Origin of the sequence: Paenibacillus sp. HWE-109, assembly GCF_022163125.1 — a bacterium.
Classification (GTDB): domain Bacteria; phylum Bacillota; class Bacilli; order Paenibacillales; family NBRC-103111; genus Paenibacillus_E.
In genome coordinates this window covers 4,337,811-4,363,902 of record NZ_CP091881.1, presented here as the reverse complement: position 1 = coordinate 4,363,902, position 26,092 = coordinate 4,337,811, and the positions used below count along the sequence as shown (strand labels likewise).

17 protein-coding genes are annotated in these 26,092 nt (G+C 47.1%); 16 read left to right on the top strand and 1 reads right to left on the bottom strand.

Annotated features, from left to right (window positions below):
* Positions 1-22: 22 nt before the first annotated feature.
* From LOZ80_RS18850 to LOZ80_RS18835, 4 genes are all read left to right on the top strand, one after another.
* Entirely contained in the window at positions 23-1,258 is a 1,236-nt protein-coding gene (locus LOZ80_RS18850) for an extracellular solute-binding protein (RefSeq protein WP_238172759.1), read from the top strand.
* Positions 1,259-1,287: 29 nt separating this feature from the next.
* Positions 1,288-2,145, top strand: coding sequence for a protein phosphatase 2C domain-containing protein (locus LOZ80_RS18845; RefSeq protein WP_238172758.1), 858 nt, complete (start codon positions 1,288-1,290; stop codon positions 2,143-2,145).
* Between the two features lie 542 nt (positions 2,146-2,687).
* Positions 2,688-3,863: a SulP family inorganic anion transporter gene (locus tag LOZ80_RS18840; RefSeq protein WP_238172757.1), complete on the top strand. Its 1,176-nt coding sequence runs from the start codon at positions 2,688-2,690 to the stop codon at positions 3,861-3,863.
* A 20-nt stretch (positions 3,864-3,883) separates the two neighbouring features.
* Positions 3,884-4,975, top strand: a complete 1,092-nt coding sequence (locus LOZ80_RS18835) for an NAD(P)H-dependent flavin oxidoreductase (RefSeq protein WP_238172756.1) — start codon at positions 3,884-3,886, stop codon at positions 4,973-4,975.
* A 7-nt stretch (positions 4,976-4,982) separates the two neighbouring features.
* Here LOZ80_RS18835 and LOZ80_RS18830 read toward each other — a convergent pair whose 3' ends face one another.
* Positions 4,983-5,609 (bottom strand): nitroreductase family protein, encoded by a 627-nt coding sequence (locus LOZ80_RS18830; protein ID WP_238172755.1) that lies wholly within the window; start codon positions 5,607-5,609, stop codon positions 4,983-4,985.
* Between the two features lie 265 nt (positions 5,610-5,874).
* Between LOZ80_RS18830 and LOZ80_RS18825 the strand changes: the two genes are divergently transcribed.
* From LOZ80_RS18825 to LOZ80_RS18770, 12 genes are all read left to right on the top strand, one after another.
* A complete protein-coding gene (locus tag LOZ80_RS18825) occupies positions 5,875-6,297 on the top strand; it encodes a MarR family winged helix-turn-helix transcriptional regulator (protein ID WP_238172754.1) in 423 nt (140 codons plus the stop codon).
* Positions 6,298-6,349: 52 nt separating this feature from the next.
* Complete coding sequence (locus LOZ80_RS18820; RefSeq protein WP_238172753.1) at positions 6,350-7,621, top strand: MFS transporter; 1,272 nt, start codon at positions 6,350-6,352, stop codon at positions 7,619-7,621.
* A 471-nt stretch (positions 7,622-8,092) separates the two neighbouring features.
* Entirely contained in the window at positions 8,093-9,115 is a 1,023-nt protein-coding gene (locus LOZ80_RS18815) for a LacI family DNA-binding transcriptional regulator (RefSeq protein WP_238172752.1), read from the top strand.
* 77 nt (positions 9,116-9,192) lie between these two features.
* Positions 9,193-12,327, top strand: a complete 3,135-nt coding sequence (locus tag LOZ80_RS18810) for an alpha-mannosidase (protein WP_238172751.1) — start codon at positions 9,193-9,195, stop codon at positions 12,325-12,327.
* Between the two features lie 112 nt (positions 12,328-12,439).
* Positions 12,440-13,936 carry an alpha-N-arabinofuranosidase gene (locus LOZ80_RS18805; protein WP_238172750.1) on the top strand — a complete coding sequence of 499 codons (1,497 nt, stop codon included), beginning with the start codon at positions 12,440-12,442 and terminating at the stop codon, positions 13,934-13,936.
* A gap of 5 nt (positions 13,937-13,941) precedes the next feature.
* Entirely contained in the window at positions 13,942-14,208 is a 267-nt protein-coding gene (locus tag LOZ80_RS18800) for a DUF6171 family protein (protein WP_238172749.1), read from the top strand.
* Between the two features lie 456 nt (positions 14,209-14,664).
* Positions 14,665-15,711 (top strand): glycoside hydrolase family 88 protein, encoded by a 1,047-nt coding sequence (locus LOZ80_RS18795; protein WP_238172748.1) that lies wholly within the window; start codon positions 14,665-14,667, stop codon positions 15,709-15,711.
* A gap of 369 nt (positions 15,712-16,080) precedes the next feature.
* Positions 16,081-18,372 (top strand): glycoside hydrolase family 95 protein, encoded by a 2,292-nt coding sequence (locus LOZ80_RS18790; RefSeq protein WP_238172747.1) that lies wholly within the window; start codon positions 16,081-16,083, stop codon positions 18,370-18,372.
* A gap of 152 nt (positions 18,373-18,524) precedes the next feature.
* A complete protein-coding gene (locus tag LOZ80_RS18785; protein WP_238172746.1) occupies positions 18,525-20,909 on the top strand; it encodes a glycosyl hydrolase family 95 catalytic domain-containing protein in 2,385 nt (794 codons plus the stop codon).
* Between the two features lie 21 nt (positions 20,910-20,930).
* Entirely contained in the window at positions 20,931-23,237 is a 2,307-nt protein-coding gene (locus LOZ80_RS18780; RefSeq protein ID WP_238172745.1) for a helix-turn-helix domain-containing protein, read from the top strand.
* Positions 23,238-24,203: 966 nt separating this feature from the next.
* Entirely contained in the window at positions 24,204-25,058 is an 855-nt protein-coding gene (locus LOZ80_RS18775; protein ID WP_443147071.1) for an ABC transporter permease, read from the top strand.
* Between the two features lie 15 nt (positions 25,059-25,073).
* Positions 25,074-25,970, top strand: coding sequence for a carbohydrate ABC transporter permease (locus tag LOZ80_RS18770; RefSeq protein WP_238172744.1), 897 nt, complete (start codon positions 25,074-25,076; stop codon positions 25,968-25,970).
* The last annotated feature ends 122 nt before the right edge of the window (positions 25,971-26,092 follow it).

Below are 26,092 nucleotides of genomic sequence, written 5' to 3'. Positions count from 1 at the left end.
GGATCCGGATAGGGGAGTAGCAATGAACAGGAATGCCGTTGTATGGATCGTGTTAATCATGTTGGTGTTGGCAAGTCTTGCGGTTTATTCGACCTACTTCTCTCAAGTGCGCAGCTTTCCTGAACAGCGAAGTTCGGAAGTTGAGCAGTTGGAATGCTGGGTATACAACAAAACATGGGAGCCATTCCTTTCACAGTTCCAGAATGAACATCCACAGGTAGATGTGAAAGTTCGTGTATTCCGTTCTTATGAAGATTTATATGAAGAACTTCTAACTTCATTGTCAGCCAATACTACACCTGATCTTGTTGAACTGAACAGTTCCTATGGCGTGGCGGAATTAGCGCAGATGGGCGCTCTACAGCCCAAATCCGGCTATATGGCAGCAGCCGTTGAAGCTGCTTCAGGTGAGATTGATCCTTCTTTTTCGGCTTCCTTCAGTTATAAAGGGAAGGAATGGGCTGTTCCTATCGGAGTGTCAATTCCTGTCCTTTTTTATAATCGGGATTTGGTTAATCGAATGGGGTCCGTGCAGCAGCTTGCCTTTAACAGCCTGGCTGACTTGGGATCAACTATCGAAAAATGGACGGCTGCGGGTTCAAAAGATTGGCAGCAAGAGCTGGCCATGGATAAAGATTTACCCTCGCTTTTCTTGAATTTGTGGTTGGGTGCAATCGGTGAGACACGCACAGAACGCTTATCCGAACTGCTTCAGATGTGGAGAGGATTAGTGTATGATGCGAGAGTCATGAAGCCGCTTCAACATAATTTGGCTGCCAGCGACTTTATTGCGGGCAAGACACTATTTTATGCTGCAGGTAGTGAGAATGTGGAATGGTTTGATCGCTATATCGCAGGGAAATTTGCATATGGGCTGCTTCCGCTGCCAGGCACGACGAATCACAAATTTGTTCCAAAGTTAACAGCTTTTGCTGTCCTGGCGGGTGAAAATAAAAGCAAGCACGCGGCTCAGATGATCCAGTTCTTAATCGCCAAAGACAATCAAAAAAAGATGCTGGGACTGACTGGCTATTTGCCAGTACTTCAGAGCGTGCTGGAGGAACTTCGCAAAGATCCTGCGCTGCCTGATAAATACAATCAGCTTCTGGCTAAGCCTTTATCATTCGCCAATTGGCAACCAAGTTCGCAAGATCGTCCTCGCGCTCGTATGATCTCAGACATACTCGGACGGATAGAAGGTGATCCGGCTGCCGATGAGAGTGAGGCAATTGAACAGTTGCTTCCTTATATGCCGTGAAAATGGAATTGAAAAACGGAGGTTTCGTTATGCAAATGGAATGGATATCCATACAAGGCACCGCCGCATGGAATGAAGATGCAATCGTAATTAACGAATCACAAGGCTTGTACGCCGTCATCGATGGTGCGACCTCACTAGTTCCATTCCGTGGTCCGAATCTGGAAACTGGAGGCAGGCTGGCTGCGCAATTAATGAAGCATTTTCTTGAATCTCAGGCGGTTTCAAATGATGCAAGCTTGGAACAGCTGCTTAAGCAAGCTAATGTGATACTTCGCCAAGAGATGGCGGCCAGCGGCATTAATCTTGCTGCCAAGGAACAGTTATGGACGGCTGGCATAGCGCTCATTCGGGTAACGGAAACCCATATTGAATATGTTCAAACGGGCGATTGCATGATTTATGCGAAGTACGCGGATGGTTCCATACGAAGCGTAACGAGAGATCATGTGGCGCACATTGATCATGAGTCGAAGCTGCTGTGGGAACAAGGCATTGCTGCCGGCATCCAGACGAAAGACGAACTGCTGGCTAGGGTGAAACCTCGCATTGCGGCGAATAAAGAGAAGATGAATACGCAGATGGGCTATTCGGTCATGAATGGCGACCCCGCGGCCGAGCTGTACTTCGAAAGCGGGAAGTTGAACCGGATTATGCTGGAGAGTCTGTTCCTCGTCACAGACGGGCTGTTTCTGCCAGAAGGTTTGGCAGAAAGCGGCAGTAGCCAAATAGAGGAAGAGATGGTTGAGCGTATCGCGGCAGGCGGCCTGCAAAGTTATGCAGATTGGCTTATTGAAGTGGAAAAGAGTGATCCGGAATGCATCCGGTTCCCAAGATTCAAAATGTCCGATGATAAGAGCGGGATTTGGCTGCGCTTGCATGCCTAGTCTTCTCTTGTCTATCCTGATCTGTTGCAAAAAAACGCCCTTCAACTTGCATGATTTGCAAGCTGGAGGGCGTTTTTCTTTATGCATATGGGCTTGCCTCAAGGTTCAATGACTTGGGAGGGAACTACAGTCCGCTATTCTAGCCAAAAGTATCCATATCGCGAGGGTGAGGGAACTCCAGTCCGCTATTTTGCTGTTTCAAGGCAAATTCAGCGTTTTTCGTGGAAATAAGACCCTGTAGTTCCGCTAATACCCTAGCATCCCTGCTATTTATCTATATAGCGTCCTCTAGTTCCCTTAACAGGTTTTGTCGCTACGAAGAGGCTGATCTCTCAGGGCGGCGAAGTCGTTTTTCTTTATCTGTGGCATCAAGAGTGAGGCTAGGTTTCGCCTAAACCCAAATTAGCTTTGTACTAGCAGAGGAATACATAGTACAATCGAAAAGCGCAAAAAACGTGATTTCGTTGAAAGAATAACGCTATATGTGCGGGCTTTCCGGTATTTGATAACTTTGTTCCAGCGTAAAGGGGTTGCAAGGAATTATGATTCAACGTTTAAAAAACGTCTGGTTGTTCAACGTGCGTGCGGATGTTCTCGCTGGTTTAACGGCGACACTCGCGCTTATTCCGGACTCTATTGCTTTTTCCTTCATAGCTGGCGTGAATCCGATGGTAGGCGTCTATGCATCTGTTTGCATGCTCATTGTGCTTTCCATTTTTGGGGCTAGACCTGCGATGCTGTCAGCAGCAGCTGGCTCCATGGCTGTATTGATGACATCCCTCGTGGCGAATCATGGTGTGGAATATTTGTTTGCCGCCACGGTATTAACGGGAATACTACAATGGTTGATGGGGATTCTCAAAATGGGTCGATGGATGAATTACGTGCCGCATGCTGTAGTCACCGGCTTTATCAATGCATTGGCGATTCTCATTTTGATCGCGCAATTCAAATATTTGAAAGGTGAATCGTGGTGGATGGGGCTTATTATTGTTGTAACGCTAGCCATTATTTATTTATGGCCCAAAGTGATCAAAGCGATTCCATCTCCCCTTATTGCTGTAACCGCTGTAACGCTGCTAACTTTAACGATTGGCGGCGGTACAACGACGGTAGGTGATATTGCGCCATTAACTGCTGCATGGCCAACCTTTCATGTTCCCATGGTCGCGTTTAGCTTAGAAACGCTGCTGATCATTTTGCCATATTCGTTGTCACTGGCGATCGTGGGTTATTTTGAAACGCTGTTGACCCAAAATCTCATTGACGAACGCACCGAAACAGTAACGGATAAGGAAAAAGAAATGAAAGGCCAAGGCTTCGCCAATTTCATCTCCGGCTGGTTCGGAGGCATGGCGGGTTGTGCGTTGGTCGCAGAATCGGTTATTAATACGAAGCTTGGCGGCCGTGGCCGATTGTCGAATTTGGCTGCGGGGATTGGCTTGCTGCTGCTTATTGTGACATTTGGCAACGTAGTCGCGCTCATTCCTATGGCTGCTTTAATTGCTGTGATGCTGATGGTTTGTTATGAAATTTTCGACTGGAAATATGTAGGGGCCATGCGTAGAATGCCCAAAAGTGATAGTCTTATTATGATTGCGACAGCAGCCATATCTGTCATAACGCGTGATTTGGCCAAAGGGGTAGCGGTTGGCGTTGCCATTCATGTCGTTGTACGGCTTTATCGCAGCCGCAAACGGTTGAATATGGGCAATTAGATCTCCAAGGAGGAATCCAGATGAAATTACAACTTGATACGCCGCTATGCCAGCAATTCGGCATTCGTTATCCAATTTTTCTGGCGGGCATGGCTGGCGGTCCGTCGACTGTCCGTTTGACGAGCGCAGTGTCCAATGCGGGTGGATTAGGGACGCTTGGAGCAGCTTATATGAAGCCGGATGCGATTCGGGCAGCCATTCGTGAGGTTCGCGAGCAAACAGCTGCGCCGTTTGGGGTTAATCTGTTCAGCCTCCAGATGCGCGATGACAAGACGAGAATTGAAGCGGCCAGACATGCTCTGATTCCGATAAGGAATGAGCTGGGGCTCGCGGAACTTACAACTGGGGATATTCAGTCAGCGAATGATTTTGATGAGCAAATCCAGGTTCTATTGGAAGAAAAAGTGCCAGTGATCAGCACCGCATTTGGGCTGCTTCCTGAATCGTATATGAAGCAGGCCAAATCCGCTGGCCTAATAGTGGTATCGATGGTGACGACGGTTGGAGAAGCGCTTATGGCACAAGAAGCTGGTTGTGACGCGGTTGTGGCTCAAGGCAGTGAAGCGGGCGGACATCGGGGAACATTTGACATGACCACTCATCCCATGGGGGCGAATATCGGTACATTGGCTTTGGTGCCTCAAATCGCAGACAAGCTAACTATTCCAGTTATTGCGGCTGGCGGGATTATGGACGGAAGAGGGCTTGTTGCAGCACTAGCACTTGGCGCGCAAGGCGTGCAGATGGGGACGCGTTTCCTGACGGCAAGCGAATGCGGCGCTAATCCAGCCTATAAGCGGGCATTGCTGGCAAGTACGGAAGAAAGCACAGTACTTACGAAGGCTTTCTCTGGACGCCCGGCTCGCGGAATTCAGAATGCCTTTATCCGCCAATGGGCGGAAGGCGGAACAGAACCGCTCCCTTTTCCAACACAGAATACACTCACACGCGAGATTCGCAATGCGGCCGCGCAGCAAGAAAACGCGGAATATATGTCGTTGTGGGCTGGGCAAGGGACGCGGTTGTTAACGCCTGACCAATCGGCAGAAGAGATTGTAGTTGAAGTGATGCAACAAGCGAAGGCTATTGTTGGATCAGCTAGTGATTCGTAGCAACGGCTTAAAAGGTATCGAAACTTACAAACTCGCCAACCGGTTTGCGATACCCGCGAGGTCTGCGTTTGACGGTGTCTTCTTTACCTAGCGCAACCAGCAGGACCGGCACATAGTTGGCAGGAATGTTCAAAGTTTGGCTCAACAACGCGGGATCGAAGCCGATCATCGGGCAGGTATCCCAACCCTTCTCTTTGGCCGCAAGCATGAACAATTGTGCGGAAAGACTGGCGTTGCGGATCGCTTCATCCCGCATAAATGCTTCGCCGCGATCTTCATAAAACTGTGTCACAGATTCCACGGTCATATCATATTCCTGTTTGCTGAATACACCGAGCTGCAGGAATCCTTCATTGATTTTGGCAACGTCTTGATAGGCATTCAGATTACCTAAGACAACAATGACCGCAGATGCGGATTGTACCTTGTACTGTTTATAGGCGGCGTTATAGACAGCATCTTTGGTTGTAGGATCTTTCACTACAATATAATGACTATGCTGCAGATTAAAGGCGGATGGAGCGAATTTAACGGTATTAAAAATATCGTTGAGTTCTTCATTCGAGATTTCGACGTCAGGCAGAAATTTGTTGGCGGAACGACGTTCTTTCACTACGGATGCAAAATCAGTCATAAGATCACACTCCTATTTATCTTTAAATTAAGATTATTTTATAATGGGAAAATCATAAGCTTTATTTCACGCAAAGTCAATGATTCATTTGTAGAATTGTGATGATTCTTGGCGAATGATAGGAGCAAGATTGTTTGGTTTTACGCGAAATTCTGTATTGACAAAATGAACTGTTCAACATATATTAGTTGTACATACAAAATAGAGGCATGTAAATAATAATCATGTCCCTTGCACATATTAATTTTAGATAGGAGTAGTCGCCATGGATGAAGATTTCTTGCACACTTGTCTTTTTTTTACAACGAATCGATTAAGCAGATTGATTACCAAGATGGCCGAAGAGGAGTTCGCGCCAACGGGCTTAACGCCGATGTACGGCTATTTGATTCGACTTGTGAACAACACGCCCGGAATCTCCCAAAAGGAATTAGCGGAGAAATTATCTATTGCAGCATCTACGTTAACGCGTTTTATTGATAAGTTGGAAGGCAAACAGTTAGTAGAACGTAAAGTACAAGGTAAAACAGTACTCGTATACCCAACTCCCAAAGGGACGGAGCTTGAAAGCGAAATTCGCAAAGCTTCGAAACGCCTGCATCAACGGTATTGCGAGATCCTCGGTGAGGAAACAGCGGTGTTATTGTCGCAAAACTTGGAAATAACCAGTGACCAGTTGGAGAACTAATTTTTTTGATTTATATTTTGTATGTACAACTAAAATAAAGGGGATTTTTCAAATGAATCAAATGCAGACGGGGACCAGGTCGACCAAATTATTTTATGGCTGGGTGGTCGTATTGATCACTTTTGTAACTTTGTTAGTTGCCGCGGGCATCAGGGCGATGCCAAGTATTTTAATGCTTCCTTTCGAAAAAGAGTTTGGCTGGTCGCGTGGCGGTATCTCGGGTGTTATTTCTGTCGGGATCTTCCTGTATGGCCTAGTTGGTCCTTTTTCTGCGGCTTTATTAGCGAAATTCGGAATTCGAAGAATCATGTTGGTTTCCCTGATCGTTCTCGCAATCAGTCTTTCCATTACGCCGCTCATGACGCACTTATGGCAATTTCAAATTCTGTGGGGTGTGGTTGCAGGGCTTGGAACGGGGATGATGGCCAATGTGCTAGGCGTTACTGTATCGAATCTGTGGTTTGTAAAACGCAAAGGCTTGGTAGTTGGGATGCTGACAGCCAGCGCTGCTACAGGACAGCTTTTATTCTTGCCGCTGCTGGCCAAAATTATCGTGGATATCGGATGGCGTTATGCGATTTATACCTCAGTAGCTGCTATTCTTGTTCTTGTTGTTGTGGTCGCCATATGGATGCGGAATCACCCTTATGATCTGGGAATCGCCGCTTACGGCTCAGATGAGGTTGCCAAGCCAGATGTGTTCAAAGGCAATATTTTCATAACACCGATTCAGACCTTATTTTCCGCATTGAAAAATAAAACATTTTTGCTGCTCGCGGGGACGTTTTTCTTTTGCGGATTTTCGACCAACGGCTTAATCGGAACACATTTGATTCCGGCTTGCGGCGATTATGGTATTCCTGAAATTATGGCAGCCGGATTACTGGCTATGATGGGTTTGTTTGATTTGATCGGCACTACGCTTTCCGGATGGTTGTCAGATCGGTTCGACAATCGCTGGCTGCTATTCTGGTATTACAGCTTGCGCGGACTTTCGCTGTTGTTTTTGCCTTTTGCCTTAGAGTCAGGCCCGACATCTTTGATTATTTTCTCCGTCTTCTATGGGTTGGATTGGATCGCAACGGTTCCTCCTACGGTCAAGCTAGCCTCGAAAGAGTTCGGCAGAGAAAAGGCTGGGATGATTTTTGGATGGGTCGTCGTGGCTCATCAGGTGGGTGCTTCTGTCGCAGCCTATAGCGGCGGTGTTGTTCGTGAATGGCTGGGCAGTTATACACTGCCATTCCTTAGCGCAGGGCTCATATGCCTGATTGCCGCATTGATGGCGATCCGGATTGCCAGAAAATCGGCAACGGCTGCTGCCTGAGTTAAGAGTACGCATAACTAGTCGATTGACCTGGTGAGTTCTGTCGGTGAACCTTGAGCGAAGTTGGTTGAGCGAAGTTGGCTAACGAATTCAATAACCCTTATTGGAGCTAAAATCATTGAATTTGGAGAATAATGAATTCCAGAAGCGTTATTTCACGTAAAAGATCCCGATTCCACCAATATTCTGCTTCATAAAGACAATTCAGTTCGTTAGATTTTCAAAGAGGCCGTTTTCGCGTCTATAAGCATCATAGAGTTCGTTAGAATGTCAGATTGATTTTGAGGCGACTAGGTAGTGAATGATGGCTAAGCAACCTGAGTAACACTGCTTGTGCGTTAAGCACAGGTGGTGTTTTTTCGGGTTTCGAATGTGGCACTATGGCAGCAGATCAGCACGTTCCTGTGGTCTTCCTCCTTCCCATTGAATGATAACACGTGTTAATATGTTTCTAAGAGGAGTGAATACAACATGCAAAAACGAGTTACAAGCTTTGATGTCGCTCGGAAAGCCGGCGTCTCGCGAGGCGTGGTTTCCGCCGTTTTGAACCAAACGGCAGGCATTCGCGTGAGTGAAGAAACGCGAGCTGCTGTCTTGCAGGCGATTGAGGAGTTGGGCTACCGCGTCGATGTCCAAGCGAGGGGGATGCGGCTCGGACGGAGTCAATGTTTTGCAGCTTTCGGCAACATGGATAATCCACTATTCCTGCAGATGCTCCAAGGCTTTCAAAAGCGTTGCACACAAGCTGGCTATCATGTCTTGCTGTATGGAACGGATCAAGATGAGGCGGCTCGCTATGAACTGCTCGAAATGTTTCGAGAACGCCGTATCGACGGGATCGTGTCTAAGGATGCGACGCAGTACGCGGATGAAGCTTGGGCTCAGGCGATCCAAGAGAACAAAGTTCCGTATATCAGCGTTGACGGTTATGCCGAGAATGAAGCTGTTTGTTCGGTACTCATGGATTACAAAGCAAGCATGAAAATTGCTTTAGACCATATTTGGCAAAAAACATCCTCATCTCCAATCTACATGGAAGTATATAGCGGCCCCGCATATTCGCTGAATTGGGGGGATCGTCAGCGCCGATTAGGCTACGAAGAATGGATGATAGAACATGGACTGAATCCGACTACGATCAATAGGATGAGAAATGATAGGGAACCTAATCGGAGTGAATGGGTGTCCATTTTACGTGAAATGGAACTGCCAGCCGCTGTGGTGTGCAATTGGTCTTACGGTGCCAGACGTATCTATGAAGCCTGTCATGAGTTGCATTTGCGGATTGGCAAAGACGTTTATGTAATGGCTGCGGATAATACGGAACAAGTCAACGCATACATGATACCACCGCTCAGCGCAGTAGAAGTTCCGTACCAACATATGGGAGAGCTTGCTGCACAACGGTTGCTGCAATACGTGACTGCTGATGTTTCTCTTGCAGATACCTCGACAATTCGTGTGCCTTGCCGCCTGGAAATTCGCGAATACTAGGAGATAGTAACAATGAGGTTAAGGCCTCCCCTTGCATGATAACACGTTATATCAAAAAATGATTTGGAGGAAAAGAGATGCTATGGACTTATGAGAAGATTGCCAAACGCGTGGAGGAGCTTCAACCTTACCGCTATCGTGATGCGGTTCAACTGAATGAATTCCGATTCGCTTTGGATGCAAATGGACATATTGGAGAGTACCCTTCTGAGCATGGGGAGTGGGGGACGATTCGGCTTGGCGATACTTGGCGAGGCTATGACCAATACGCCTGGTTAGCGGCATCTGTGCAGATTCCAGCCCAATGGTCTGGTAAAAAAGTGCTCGGTCTTTTTGATTTTGGCACAACGGGGGGCGGACATAACAGCGGTTTTGAATCGCTGCTTTTTGTGAATGGTCAGCCCTTTCAAGGGGTGGACAGCAATCATCAGGAGGTTTTTCTGCCCGAGGCGTTGGCTGGAGAAGAGCTGAATCTATCGTTTCGGCTATGGTCTGGCCTAGGAGGTTATCATCCAAAGCCGGATCCTTTGGAGCATAGGTTGCACACAGCGCAGCTATGCTGGCTGGATGAGGAAACCGATGATTTGTATTTTACTGCGAAGGCGGTCATTGACACGGTTCGTTTGCTGCCTGAACATCAGCCTGAAAAGCATAGTTTACTATCTATTGTGGATAGAGCTTTTCTTCAATTAGACTGGTCACGGCCTGGATCATCAACGTTTTATTCGTCTATCAGCGCAGCCAGAGCGATTATGCGAGAAGGGTTAGAAAGGCAGCAGAAAACAAGTCCTGTTGTTATTCAATGTATCGGTCATACGCACATTGACGTAGCTTGGTTGTGGAGGCTTGCGCATACGAGAGAAAAAGCAGCCCGCTCTTTCTCCACGGTATTGAGACTGATGGAGCAGTTTCCCGACTATGTTTTCCTGCAAACCCAGCCTCAGCTATATGCCTATATCAAAGAGGATTATCCGGATATTTATGCACAAATCAAGGAAAGAATCGCGGAAGGACGCTGGGAAGCCGGCGGTGCGATGTGGCTGGAGGCGGATTGCAATTTATCCTCGGGGGAGTCTCTGGTACGTCAAATTTTGTATGGAACACGCTTTTTAAAAGAGGAATTCGGCGTCGAGTGCACGTATTTGTGGCTGCCGGATGTATTTGGCTACAGCTGGGCGCTACCGCAAATCTTAAAGAAAAGCGGCATCACGATGTTTATGACGACGAAAATTAGTTGGAATCAGTACAACCGAATGCCGCACGACACATTTCGTTGGCGGGGCATCGACGGTTCTGAGGTGCTGACGCACTTCATCACGACGCCTGATCCAGGAGGCGGTGAAGGTGCCTTTTACTATACGTATAATGGGGCAATTACCCCTTACTCAGTGAATGGAATCTGGGAAGGCTATCGCGATAAGAACTTGAATCGCAACTTGCTGCTGGCTTATGGCTACGGTGACGGTGGCGGTGGTGTGAATCGTGAGATGCTTGAGATGAGGCGGCGGTTAGATGAGCTGCCAGGTCTGCCGCAGGTGACAACAGGGCGTGCAGATGCCTTTTTCGCTGAGTTAGAGAAAACCGTAGAAGCGTCCGATGCTTATGTGCATACGTGGGATGGCGAATTGTATCTAGAGCTGCACCGCGGCACCTATACAAGTCAAGCTTACAACAAACGGATGAATCGCAAACTGGAGCTGTTGTATCGGGAAACGGAGTGGCTTCAGGCGATGACAGCCTTGCAAGCCGGTTCTCCAATCGCAGAGCAGCAGCCCATTGAGAGGCTGCAAGCTGGTTGGAAAATCATTTTACGCAATCAGTTCCACGATATAATCCCAGGCTCATCCATTCGCCAAGTCTACGAAGACAGCTGGGCGGAATATCACGAGGCTGAACAAATTGCGCGAGATGTTCGTGCGTTATCATGGGCAAACAATGGCGATGATACATGTATCACTGTGCTGAACAGTTCGTCTTGGACACGAACTGATCTTGTGGAAATAAGTGCGGCGAGTGATAAAGCCGCCTGGGCCACGTCGACTGGTCGGTGCGATGCGCAGCGAACTGAGAATGGCTGGCTTGTGTTGACACCGGAACTGCCGGCGCTGGGAAGTTTGACGCTGACTGCCGCTGAAGCTTGGAGTGGTACATCCCAAGATGAGGTTTTTCAACCGATAATGAACGGTTTGGAGACTCCTTTTTATGTGCTGAATTGGGATGACAACGGTAGTTTGACTCGCTTGTATGACAAGCAGGCTCAGCGGGAAGTACTGGCGAGCGGCGAGCGGGGCAACGAATTGCAAGTGTTCGAAGATAAGCCAAAAGGGCGGCATGAGGCGTGGGACATTGACATTTTCTATACAGAAAAGAAAAGGGTTGTAGAAGACTGCCGCAGTATCAAGGTCATTGAATCAGGCCCGTTGCGAGCTACCATTGCGTTCATCTGGGGATACGGCGATTCGACGATTGAGCAGCAGATGAGGCTCTATTCGCATTCGCGGCGCATTGATTTTGAGACGCGCATTGACTGGCATGAACAGCGGCAATTATTGAAAGTGGCTTTTCCCGTTGCTGTCCGCTCGACGGAAGCGACTTATGATATTCAATTCGGCAATGTGAAGCGGCCAACGCACTGGAATACGAGCTGGGACTATGCGCGTTTCGAAACAGTCGGACATCAGTGGGCCGATTTGTCAGAGCGGGATTATGGCGTCAGCCTGCTGAATGATTGCAAATACGGCTATGATATCAAGGACCATGTCATGCGGCTCACACTCATTAAATCGGCGATGGTTCCAGACCCTATAGCAGACCAAGGGGAGCATGTATTTACGTATTCGTTGCTTCCACATCAGGGTGACTGGTATGCCGGTGGAACTGTTCAGGAGGCTTGGGCATTGAATAATCCGCTTACGAGCATGGCCGGCAGATCTTCCCAAGAAAGCTATTCTCTGCTGCGCTTGTCGCTGCCGAATGTTATGGTTGACGCGGTAAAATGGGCAGAGGATGGGCACGGTTTGATTGTTCGTGTTCACGAATTTGCCGGAGCGCGAGGCACTCTTTCGGTGGAAACCGGATTCCTTGTATCATCTTGGCAGGAAACCGATTTAAGAGAACAGCCGATCGGCGACGTCATGACAGGGACGATTAGTTGTGAGATTATGCCGTATGAGATTAAGACCTGGCTTATTCGACACATCGATAATTGTTAATTTCGCAAATAAAACGGTTGCAAAATGTGGTAGATGCTTTTATTATGAAAGTAATGATTAATGAATTAATTTATTGATTCATATTTTTATTAATTAAAGGAGTGGCTAGCCTATGACAAACCGCCTTACAATTAATGCTGACAGGGTAAAAGGTACTATTAATCGCAACATTTACGGGCATTTTTCCGAACATCTCGGACGCTGTATATATGAAGGTTTATGGGTTGGGGAAGATTCCTCCATTCCTAACACGAAAGGCATTCGCAATGATGTCGTCGCGGCATTAAAACAGATGAAAATACCTGTTCTCCGCTGGCCGGGTGGCTGCTTTGCCGATGAATATCACTGGAAAGACGGCATTGGTCCTCGCGAGCAGCGAAAGCGGATGATTAACACACATTGGGGTGGTGTGGTAGAGAATAATCATTTTGGAACTCATGAATTCTTGATGCTGTGTGAGATGCTGGAGTGTGAACCTTACATCAATGGAAATGTGGGGAGCGGGACGGTTCAGGAAATGTCCGAGTGGGTGGAGTATATGACATTCGAAGGCGTTTCCCCGATGGCCGAACTTCGTGAATTGAACGGGAGAGCGGAGCCGTGGAAAGTTAAATATTTTGGTGTAGGGAATGAGAACTGGGGCTGCGGTGGCAATATGCGTCCTGAATACTATGCGGACCTATATCGCCAATTTCAGACGTATGTGCGTAATTATGGCGATAACCGCATACACAAAATTGCTTGCGGACCTAACAGTGATGATTATCATTGGATGGAAACTTTAATGAAGCAAGCCCATCGCTTTATGGATTCAACGACGCTGCATTATTACACAATTACAGGGGACTCTTGGCAAGAAAAAGGGGCGGCAACCGGCTTCCCGGAACAATTATGGGCCCGTACGATGAAGAAAGCGCTCTATATGGAAGAGCTGCTCGTGAAGCATTCCGCCATTATGGATCAATATGATCCCGAGAAACGGATCGGTCTGCTCGTCGATGAATGGGGGACTTGGTTTGATGTAGAGCCAGGAACAAATCCAGGCTTTCTCTATCAACAAAATACGATTCGTGATGCGCTCGTAGCGGGTATTACCCTTCATTTGTTCAACCAGCATTGCGATCGGGTGCAGATGGCGAACCTTGCTCAGTTAGTCAATGTGCTGCAGGCTGTGATTTTGACGGAAGGAGAGAAGATGCTGCTGACGCCGACTTATCATGTTTTCAACATGTACAAAGTTCATCAGGATGCACAACTGCTCGATATCCATTTGACAACTAAAGAATTAAAGAGCGATATCGATGATGCGATTCCGCAAATTTCAAGTTCAGCTTCCATCGATGCTTCTGGTAAAATTCATATCAGCTTGTGTAATTTGGATCACCTGGCCAGCGCCAAAGTCGATCTCGATCTTCGTGGCTTGACGATTGGGAATGTTCGTGTGAGCGGGACCACGTTAACCGCTGATTCAGTAGATGGTCACAATACTTTTGAAAATCCGGACCGGGTAGCGCCTGCGCCTTTTACCTCGTTTGCATGGGATGGTCAGTTGCTAAAAGTAGACCTGTCTCCAATGTCGGTAACCGTTCTTGAACTAATCACGGATTAATTGCAATGAATCAAAGCGATCGGTCTTGCAAAGGTTGCCGCGAAGAATACAAGATAACGGAAGTACAAATCGATAGGATGCTAAGCGCACCTATGTTTCAAGGCGAAAGCTGTGTGCCAGAAAGCGTCTACCAGGAGCGATTGCGAATGTGTGGCGCGTGTCCTAAGCTGCTCGGCGGCACAACTTGCTCGTTCTGTGGGTGCATCGTGCGAGTTGCAGCGAAGCTCAAGGAGAAAAATTGCCCTTTTCCGGGGGCTAGTAGATGGAAATAGGGCAGCTGAAAGTGCTTATTCGTTCGAATTGCTCATGGTTTGGGTGAAGGAGGCGCTATGTCCACATGATCGAGCTAACGAACTGCAATGTGCTTATACGAGCCAAAATAGCCTTGTTATTGGTCTAATGAACTCCATTGGCGTTATACAGCAAATTCAAGGCGAAATGAAGGCGAATTGCTCGCAATAACGCATCTGGAGTTCGTAACAATTTCAAAATGCTTCATTTTGAGCAAATAAGGCTTGTTGAGTTCGTAAGGTTGAGGAGCATCGAACCGATCCGACTGATCTTACCGATTGAAATTATCGGAATGTTCCAACCGGCCCGATCGCCGACCCCACGCTGGACTTTTCCCCATGTTTTCAAGACGGAATCCCAAGCTTCTGCTGATTCATCGGTGATACAGTGAAGGTATCACTTGGGAATCATGTGGAATTGTAGAGGAGCTGATTTTGTTGACACTGGAGAAGATTGCTGACAACGTATGGAAAGAAATGATCAAGGATCACCAAGGTGAATGGGGAATGGATATTCATCACTGGGACTGGGTGCCAGGCGTAGGTGTAATCAGTATGCTGGCTTATTATGAGGCTGCGCAGAAGCCGGAAGTTATGGACTATCTGCTGACATGGGTGGAGCAGAACAAGGAGAAGGCCAAAGGGAATAAGGTTATAAATTCCATCGCGCCTTTCGCGATATTCCCTGCACTGTATCGGCATACGAAGGATGCCTGGTTTCGCGACGAGGCCATCCGTGTGGCGGAATGGATGATTCATGAGGCGCCGCGTACGAGGGAGTTGGCTTTTGAGCATACCGTTACCGAAAAAGCAGAGTTTCACGAGCAAGTTTGGGCCGATACAATTTTTATGGCGGTATTATTTCTAGCACGGACCGCTTCGCTGATTGGCAGTACGAAGTATGCAGAAGAAGCGCTGCAGCAAGTGTTGATCCATCTCAGATTGCTTCAAGATGACGAAACGAATGTGCTGTTTCATGGTTGGAACTGCGCGACTGGCGATCATATGTCCGCAGCTCGTTGGACTAGGGCAAATGCTTGGATTGCAAGCGGAGTTCCCTTGATCGTGGAACAAATTAAACCGCTCATCACGATTCCGACTGAGTTGCAGGAACGCTATCAACGGTTGATGAACGGTCTTCTTGCTTACCAACAGACTGACGGCTTGTGGAGTACGGTGATGGATTATCCTGATTATTACCGCGAAATATCGGGAAGCGCAGGTATTGCCTATGGGGTATGGAAAGCGATGGATATCGGCCTGTTAGAACAGGAAGACCATTATAACGAAGCGGTGGAGCGTACGCTTATTGCTAGTACTGCATTTATTTCGGCAGCAGGTGTTGTGGGGGGAGTATCGGGGGGAACTCCAGTAATGGAGAGCATTCCCGCCTACCAAGAAATATCGATTTATCCAACGTTGTATGGACAAGGGTTAACGCTCATGCTGCTTGCGGAATCGCTGCGGCGGAAGTCAGATATCTAAAGATCGAATTTGCAAGGCAACCAGGCATCCGCTGTGTTGCCTTTCTTGTGTTTCATTGCTTCTATGCGATACTGCTTAGGGGGGAGTGATGTTTTTTTTTGAAAATAGTGTAAAAATGCGAGATATCCCCAAAGCCTTCATCGTGACCTCTAAATAGGGAAAAAAGCAAGCAAACTCTCAATTTGCAGCTCTTCCTGATAGTGTGCGATTAAATAGGAGAGGACAATGAACAGGATAAGAAGCCGTATTATTTCCCAAGAAATAGTTATTAGTAAGAATAGGAACCTTATCTTTACATCGAATAGGAGCGATGTTACTATTTAATCATACATGATAAATAGTATATGATAATCAAGGGGGACATCTGACATGAATGAGATGAAATTATGGTATGCAACGGAAGCCCAGGATTGGTCGCAGGGTTTGCCTATCGGGAACGGGAGACTGGGAGCCGTCATTTATGGGGGAAGCAGGCAAGAAACATGGCGATTGTCTGAAGTTACTTTTTGGTCTGGGCAAACGGAAGAAATCGCAAGCGAGGACAACGAATTAGGCGATTTGTCAGCGATGCGCGAGCTATTCTTTGCCGGAGATTTCAAGCAGGGAGAAGATCAGGCCAAGCGGCTGCTGCAGCCTAAAAAGCAAAATTTCGGCACGAATTTGCCGATGTGTCATCTCATTTTGCAAACGGAGCATGAGGGAACTCATTATCAACGTGAATTACAGTTGGATAATGCTATTTTACATACGTCATATGAAAGCAAGGGCAGCCGTTACCACAGAGAGACGTTTGCTTCGCATGCGGACCACGTTATTGTTTCACGGTTATGGAGTGAGCTGGCAGGGGGAATTTCCTTTACACTCAGCGTCGAGGGATTGACGGATCGATTTGGGATTCAAACCGTTCATGGTGATACGATCGCCATAGACGGACAAGCAGCGGAGACGATGCATAGTAACGGGGAGTGCGGCGTGTGCTGTCAGGGCCTGTTCAAAGTGGTCGCTCAAGGCGGCACTGTTGCGATAGATGGATCGCAAATTGTCGTGACATGTGCAGATGAAGCTTGCATTTATGTGGCTGTCAATACCGATTATCGCAAAACCGATGAGCAGTGGCTGCAGGATTCCAAACAACAAGTGGAGAGCGCCATTGCGCTCGGTTATCCGCAGCTGAAAGCCAATCATCTAGCCGATTACCAGCAGTTATATGGCCGGGTTAACCTGGATCTCGGTCATTCCGAAGCGTCAACTCTGCCTACGGATGAAAGGGTTCGGTTGTTCCGTGCAAATAAAGTGGATGACCCGCAGCTTTATGCGCTATTTTATCAATATGGGCGCTACTTGATGATCGCCGGTTCACGCGCAGACTCTCCGCTGCCTTTGAATTTACAAGGAATCTGGAACGATGGGGAAGCGAATCGGATGCAGTGGAGCTGTGATTATCATCTGGATATTAACACGCAAATGAACTATTTTCCCACCGAGGTCAGTCATTTAGCAGAGTGTCACCTCCCTTTAGTCTCCTACATTGAGCAATTAGCCATAGCGGGTAAAAGAACTGCGAAGCAGTTTTATGCCTGCGAAGGTTGGGCAGCGCATGTATTTTCCAATGCTTGGGGATTTACGGCTCCCGGTTGGGAAACGTCTTGGGGATTGAATGTGACAGGCGGTCTATGGATTGCGGCGCAATTGCGCGAGCATTACGAATACAACCTGAATAGAACGTTTTTGGCTGAGCGCGCTTATCCGGTGCTCAAGGATGCGGCTGCATTTTTCCTCGATTACATGACGGTGCACCCGACCTATGGCTGGCTTGTGACGGGGCCGTCCAATTCACCGGAGAACAGCTTTTATATTGGAGACCATGAGCATCAATTGTCAATGGGGGCAACGCTTGATCAAGTGTTAGTGCGTGATCTGTTCGTCTTCTGTTTGGAAGCGGCCGAGTTGCTTGAGGTAGATGGAGACCTGCAAAAGCGGTTGGAGCAAGCAATCGCGATGCTGCCGCCCCTGCAAATTGGCAAGCGAGGACAGTTGCAGGAATGGCTTGAGGATTATGCAGAGGCTCAGCCGGATCATCGTCATTTGTCCCATTTGGTCAGTTTGTATCCAGGGGATCAAATAACGATTCAGGGGACGCCGGAATTAAGCGAAGCGGCAAGAACAACCTTGGAGAACCGCATGACTCGAGCAGAGCTGGAGGATGTGGAGTTCACGGTTGCCGCTTTCGCTGCCAGCTTCTCGAGGTTGCACGATGGCGAGAATGCCGTGAAGCATTTGACCCATTTGATCGGCGAACTATGCTTCGACAACCTGTTGACCTATTCGAAGCCGGGTATTGCCGGAGCAGAAAAACAAATCTTCGTCGTAGACGGCAACTTCGGGGGAACGGCGGCTATTGCTGATATGCTGCTGCAAAGCCGAATTGGCGACATTCAGCTGCTTCCCGCGCTTCCCCAAGCCTGGTCAACAGGCAAGGTGTCTGGCCTTCGCGCTAAGGGAAACATAGAAGTTGATCTCGTCTGGCAGGATGGAGAACTTGTCGAAGCAACCATTCAAGCTTTCTCACCAGGCAATGTGCAACTGCAGTATCGGAATCACGTGAAATCCCTTGTACTGCAAGCTGGAGCAGTCTTCAAGCTAAATGGCGTATTGCAGTGACAGCGTAGAAATAGGAAAATTGTATGCTAGCCACCCAAGTGTACCTAGGCGGCAACAAGTAAAGTCGATATAATCAGGCGAGTAGGAAGTAAGCGCTATCATATCAACTTCGGCTTTTTGCTTCTGGGCACTTCATTAGGGAGGTTATCGATTTGAACACATTACATCAGGCAAGCCGGCATCCTATTCAAGCAGATCGTCCGGCTGCAGATTTTTTTGAAGGCGCTTTATTAGGAAATGGGGGATTGGGAGCCGTTGTCACGACTCGGCCCGATTCGGTGCTTATCCATTTTGGACATAACAATGTATGGGATATCCGAATTGCTGAACATAATCAAGAGAAGATTGGTACGTTTGACAAATTATTTGCTAGATTGAAAGACATACCCGAGCATTACGCCTCACTAACTGAAGATTCTTGGTATCAAGATTATGTAGCGATGGCTGCTGAAAATTACAGCTTTCCGTACCCGCGTCCGATGCCATGCGGTTCTCTGCTGCTAGGCTTCGATCAACGTACAACAGAAGTGCTCGGCCACACCGTGCATATCGAGAACGGGATTTGCGATATTCATTTTCTGGTAGAAGGAACTCCGGCCACGCTCCAAGTGTTTGTTGATCAGCAGACAGATCGCCTGTGGGCAACGATCAAGGAAGCAGGATCGCTCTTAACTGCGGGTTCTTTCATCAATCGCATGAAGCTAATTCCGGATCCTTCCACGCCTAAAGAGATTCCTCCACATCAGCCAACGGTTAACCTTGCGAGCAAGATGGCGGGGTTCTACCAGACTTTGCCTTATGCCAGCAGCGATCAAACGGAAGCTGGAGCTGAACCAATCAGCGCTCCTTCAGACCGCGCATTCCGACTATCCGCCATACTATCCGATTCAATTCCAGTATCGCCAAGCGGACATGAACTGGAGCTGCGGTTAGCGCCCAGCGATGAATTCTTCGTCTGTGTCCAGTTAGAAGAAGGACTTGCGTCCGTCATTACCGAAATAGTAAAGCCGATCGAACCGCCTACACAGATGATCTACGATAAAGCTTACTCGAGCGCTAATCGGAGTTGGGAAGCATATTGGTCACGGTCTGGTGTAGCCCTTGGGGATGCCTTGTTGGAACAAATCTGGTACCGAAATTTGTATTTCTTCCATTGTTCTGTGAAAGCAGAAGTCACTTGCCCGGGCATTTTTGCCAATTGGAGCTATGGCATGATTGGTGCCGAGTGGCATGGCGATTATCATATGAATTACAATACGCAGCAGCCTTTCTGGCTAGCGTTTTCAAGCAACCATGTCGATAAGCATTTGGCTTATGTGAACATGGTGGATCATGTGCTGCCAATTAGTCGAAAATGGGCGCGGGACTATTATGGTTTGCGTGGAGCCTATTATCCACATTCCGCCTATCCCGTTGACATGAATGTGATGCCTTATCCTGTGCCGCATTGGGGCTGGGAGATTTGTGAAACACCATGGACGGTGCAAAGTCTTTGGTGGCATTATTTATATACCATGGACAAATCCTTTCTGGCAGAGCGGGCATTCACCCCTATGAAGGAAGCTGTTTTGTTTATGGTTGACTATATGAAACGACCGGATGCCCATGGCGAAGCTTGGGGGGATGATCGTTATCATATTTTTCCTACTGTTGTACCAGAGCTCTATGAATTAACACCAGGCTTTAAGAAGAATAGAGATTGCATCGTGGATTTAACCTTAACAAAGTTCCTGTTTCAAGCGTTTATTAGAGCCTGCGATGAGCTGTCGCTTAATGAAGCGGAAGCCGAACTTCTTGCAGAAGTGGAAGAGGTTCTGCTGAAATTTCCAGACTATCCGACGGCAGATTCCCAGCGGGGCAAGGTGTTCGTTTCTGTGCCAGGCGAAGATCCGGAAGTGGTCTACAATGTGCCTAACGGAGTTTCGACCATTTTCCCCGGAGAAGATCACGGGCTGCATTCGCTGCCGGAAACGTATGACATCGCCGTAAATTCCTATCGCAATCACCGTAATGAGGGGGGAAATGATCTCGTTTTCTATCATATGGCGGGGGCTCGCTTAGGACAACTCGATCTGGAACGCTTTAAACGCCACGTCGCTTACTGTTTACTGCCGAACGGCACCTGTACAGATAAACTGCTGCAAGCTGGAGGCAGATATTCGGACACGACCGGATATGCCTATATGGGTAAAATGGGGATATGGTTCGAGAATTTTGCTTTGCCAGCTGTTATCAATGAATGTTTGCTGCAAAGCTACAACGGTATTTTGCGCTTTTTTCCGAATTGGAACCTGGAAATCGATGCTGAGTTTACCACATTGCGCGCAGTTGGCGGATTTCTCGTCAGTGCACAGGTTGATCAAGGTGACATTCAATGGATCGAGATCTATAGTGAAGCGGGTACGCTGCTTCGGCTCTATAATCCGTGGGATCAAGGAGCGAAAATGATAAGTTCTAGCGGTCAAACCGTATGGACAGACAGCCTCATAACGATCGAAACCACACAAGGCGAGCATATTCGGTTCATACGGGCTTAAGCACAAGGAGGGGGAGCTGTCGTGCCTAAGTATTCGCGTATCTTTCGTAGGTTTTTGATCTCTTATATTATTATTCTAATCATCCCAAGTATTGCCGGCTACATGTCCTATCGTACGGCGATCTCGGTAACGCAAACAATTTCTATTGAGAACAAGGTGACCCAGCTGCAAAAGAGTCAAGAAATCTTGGAGCGGCGGATTGCCGAAGTGGAAAGTTTTACGCGACAGTTAGCGTTAAATCAAGATTTGAGCTTGCTTTTAAGTGAAAATTTGGTAGATGAGAAAGCGAATGTTTATGGGATCTGGAAAATATCCAGAGATATTAAGGCTTACAGCCAAACCAACGATTTTTTAAAACACTTTTACATTTATCTGAAAAATTTCAACGTCATTATTACCCCGGGCAATGCTTATTTTCGGCCTGAGCATTATTATTTGACTTCTCATTATACCAATCTAACGTTGGAGCAATGGAAGAGCTCGATCTTGGATAAGACGCACCGAAGTGAAATGATGCCGCTCAGCCCATTTATGAACAATGGCACACAAACCTCGGTAATGACCTTTATGCAATCGCTCCCATTAGACAGCTTTAACGATTCTGCGCCTGCAACCGTCGTAACGATCCTCGATGAACAAACCATTAACGGTTTATTATCGGGTCTGCGTGATCCAGACGGAGGTTGGACTTATATAAGTGATGCGCAGGGGCATACGCTTAGTTTGCAAGGGATTAATCAGCAGGAGATCGAACAATTATCGTCAGATAAACGATTGGATAAAGAGGGAATGAGTCAATTTTATCAGGATGACCTCGTCATCACGATTCGTTCGGATCAATCCGGCTGGGTGTATCGCGCGGGAATTCCCAGACATAATTTGATGGAAAATGCGAATAAAATTAAGTATATCACCTGGTCGGTAACCGGTGCGGCGCTGTTCATTGGGCTTATTGTTGGATTTATGCTGTCTTATCGCAATTCAGCTCCAATCAATCGGCTGCTTGGTGTAATGAAGGAACAGTTTGGCAAGGATGAGACATTAGGGCGTAACGAATACGATTTTTTGCAAGGGAATATCTCGCATATTTTGACCAATAATAAACGCTTGGAAACCGAATTGAATCGGCAGCTTCCACTTATCCGCGATGCATTCTTGAAGCGGTTAATCGCCGGGGAGTTTCAATCCAAAGAAGAGATTGCTTCGGCCGCCGCACAAGCGGACACAGGTTTGAACATGTCGGTCGGCTTTACTGGGATTCTGCAAATTAACGGCTATTCGGGGATGGATAGCGTTGAAATTTTGAATGAGCTTAACGCTGCAAGACTAATTTTGAAGCAAATTTTGCTGGAGTCAGGCCGCCGCTTGGACGTCCATATGACAGATTTGGGTTCAGACCGAATCGTAACCATTTTCACACCTGCTAGTCAGGAGGAATTGGAGGAAGTTCGCAAAGAGGATATCGAACAGCTCCTGACTTCGCTTGCGGATACGGCTTTCGGCGAGTATCGGATCACAATTACGGCTGCTATGTCAGATCCATTTGCTTCAATTCTTGAAGTTAGCCACGCTTACGAACAAGCAAGGCAAGCGTTGGAATACGCTGTGTATATGAATCGCAAAGGAATGGTTTGGTTCAGCGAGACACGAATCGAAAGCACTACCTATTACTATCCGATTGATGTGGAACTGCGTCTCATTAGTACGATCAGAGCAGGAGACGTAGAAGAAGCTGAGCGTATCGTGCAGTCCATTATGGAGCAAAACACGCAAAACAGGGAACTGTCGATGGAGATGAAGCATCAGTTTATCGGTGAATTGAAAGGTACGCTGCTCAAGCTGCTCGATCAAAAAGCGCTGATGGAATCGCCCATGTTCGAGAAAATGAAAGACCGAATCATCAGCATTCAGACACAAGAGGGCACGGAGGTTATTTCCCGAGAAATAACAGAGATCATCGTTGCGATGTGCGGACTTATTTCGAGCAAGAAAAGTGATATTCATATCAAAACGGTGAAACAGATCAACGATTACATTGGAGAGATGTATGCGGACCCGGATTTGAACCTGTATCGCATTGCCGAAAAAGTGGAGCGTCCAGAAAAGTATATTTCGCAGTTGTTCAAAGAGGTCACCGGCACTAATTTATCCGACCATTTGGAAAAGATAAGGATGGATCACGCTGCTGAATTATTGAAACACAACGAATATAACGTCGATGAAATTGCTATACATGTCGGATACAACAGTTCCCATTCGTTCCGCCGAGCATTCAAACGGGTGATGGGCGTGTCGCCGACGACGTTTAGACAGTCGATTAAAGAGTAGAAACTTGAGAACCCGACCGCGTTAGCGGTTGGGTTTTTTGGTTGGCAGATGAGGGAACTACAGTACGCTAATATAGCCGAAAGTGTCATTATCGTAAGGCTGAGGGAACTACAGTACGCTATTTTGCTGTTTGGTGGGAAATTCAGCTCTTTTGGAGGAAATAAGACCCTGTAGTTCCGCTAATACCCCAGCATCCTTGCTATTTGCCGAAATAGCGTCCTACAGTTCCCTTATCAGCATTGGCCGTTTTAAAAAAGCTGATCTCTCAGGGTAGCGAGGTCGGTTTTCTTATGAGCGCCCATCGCAGACTTCGCTTTAGGGGTTTTCGGTCTCAGAGGGCATCTAATGAACTGTATGATGCTTATAGTGGAGAAACTGGCTACTTTGGAGATTTAATGAACGGAGTTGGCGTTATCCGGCACTATATTATCCGAATGGTGATCATTTGCTTGAAATAGAGCGTTTGGAGTTCATAAGATTTTCAGAATGAGCGATTTTGAGCGAATAAAGGGTATTGAGTTCGTTAGGAGGCTTGGGTTTGCCTTAAGGTCCATTGACTGGGTGGCCTAGTTGAGGCCAGGTTTTCCTTTAGGTCAACGGGGGGGGAGAGGAACTTTCACGGGAACGTGTGACATGCACGATGCCCAGTCAAGTCAAGTCAAGCCAAGCCATGCTCAAACACTCCCGGCTATATCAAGGGAAAATTGGCTGTTCCAGCTCAAAATGTCCGCTGAAATCGGGCTATTTGTTCGCTAAATGACGCAGATGTACCTATACGGAAAGCGGAAAAACGCCCTATAATCAGCCATATAGAAAGCGCTATCATATTGGGCAGAATGCATTGGGGGGAATCATTTGGAAAAGAGTGTCGTCATGAAACCAAGTCGAGCAGCAGGTAAAGCACGTGGGGGCTTAGCGTTAGCCGCCTCAAAAAGCTTCAAGAAGCATTGGCAATTATATCTGATCATTATACCGCCGGTTTTATTCTTTCTTATTTTTAAATACTACCCGATGGTGAATGCCGTCTTGGCTTTTAAAGATTACAACGTCATCAAAGGGATCTGGGGCAGCCCGTGGGTGGGCTTCAAACATTTTAAGCTGTTTTTCGAAAATCCGATTTTCTGGACATTAATTAAAAACACGGTCCTCATTAGCGGCTACTTGCTGATTGTCGGTTTTCCGATACCGATTATACTCGCTTTAGCGCTCAACGAGATACGAAATGGCAAATTTAAACGCCTTGTTCAATTAGTTTCTTTTGCCCCTTACTTCATTTCTACAGTTGTGATGGTGTCGATCATTATGTTATTTCTAGCGCCAAGACTGGGCTTCGTTAACGTCATCATGAATCACATGGGACTGGATTCGATCAACTTCTTGGGTGAACCTGGCATGTTCCGATCCATCTATGTATGGTCGGACATCTGGCAAACAGCCGGTTATTCGGCCGTAATTTTCTTGGCAGCTTTGGCTGGGGTAGATCCAGCGCTATACGAAGCGGCCAAAGTCGATGGCGCCTCCCGGTTTCAGAAGATTCGCCATATCGATCTGCCGGGCATCATGCCGACGATTACGATTGTGTTTATTTTAAATGTAGGCAGTGTCATGTCGATTGGATTTGAGAAAATCTATTTGCTGCAAAACCCGCTAAACAAAATTAATTCTGAAATTATTGCTACCTATGTTTATCAAATCGGTCTGTTGAATGCGAACTACAGTTTCGCAACGGCAGTTGGCTTGTTTAATTCACTGATTAATTTGGTGCTGCTGGTAGTGGTCAATATGATGGCGAAGCGATTATCTAACACAAGTATTTGGTAAAAGGGGCTGAAACACATGAGTACGACGAAATCAGCGATTAAAGATTCAGTCGGAGACAGACTATTTCTAATTGGCATTTATGTGATGTTGGGCCTCTTATTGATCGTCGTTTTGTATCCGCTGATTTATATTTTAAGCAGTTCCTTCAGCAGTCCATCCGCCGTAACTTCCGGTCGTGTGTGGCTTTATCCCGTGGATTTTTCGTTAAAAGGGTATGCAAGCCTGATGGATAATCCGAAGGTTGTCACCGGCTATGCGAATTCGCTTTTCTATACAGCAATCGGGACGATTGTTAGTGTAAGCCTTACCATTATGATTGCGTATCCGTTGTCGCGACACACCTTTTTTGGCCGGAACATTCTCATGATGCTGATCACGTTCACGATGCTGTTTAGCGGTGGTTTGATTCCAACGTATTTGGTCGTGAAACAAATGGGACTTATCGATACGCGCTGGGCGCTGTTGATTCCGAATGCGATCTGGGTATGGCAGGTCATCATTACAAGAACGTTCTTCCAAGCTTCGATTCCAGCTGAATTGATTGATGCCAGTGAGATTGACGGCTGCAGCGACATCCGGTTCATGAGAAGTGTGGTCGTTCCTTTGTCCAAACCGATCATTGCTGTGCTTGTCTTGATGTATGCAGTTGGTCAATGGAATGCTTATTTTGATGCGCTGATCTATTTGAAAACAGCTAATTTATTCCCGCTGCAGTTGATTTTGCGAAGCATCATTATATTGAATAACAGCTCGAACGCCACAGATGCAATCAAGTTGGTGGAAAGACAGCAGTTAGCCGAGCTTTTGAAATATTCGCTGATTGTCGTTGCTACCTTGCCTGTCCTGATTATTTATCCATTTGTGCAGCGGTTTTTCGTGCAAGGGATGCTGGTAGGATCTGTGAAAGGGTAACCGGCTCGGTAAAGAAGGAACGGCTGCATCTTTGAAGAATTGAAAGGGGTGATCACTATACGATAATGCCTGCCCTCGTGTTTACCTATAGATCGATTAGCCATAATAAAAAGGGAGCGGAT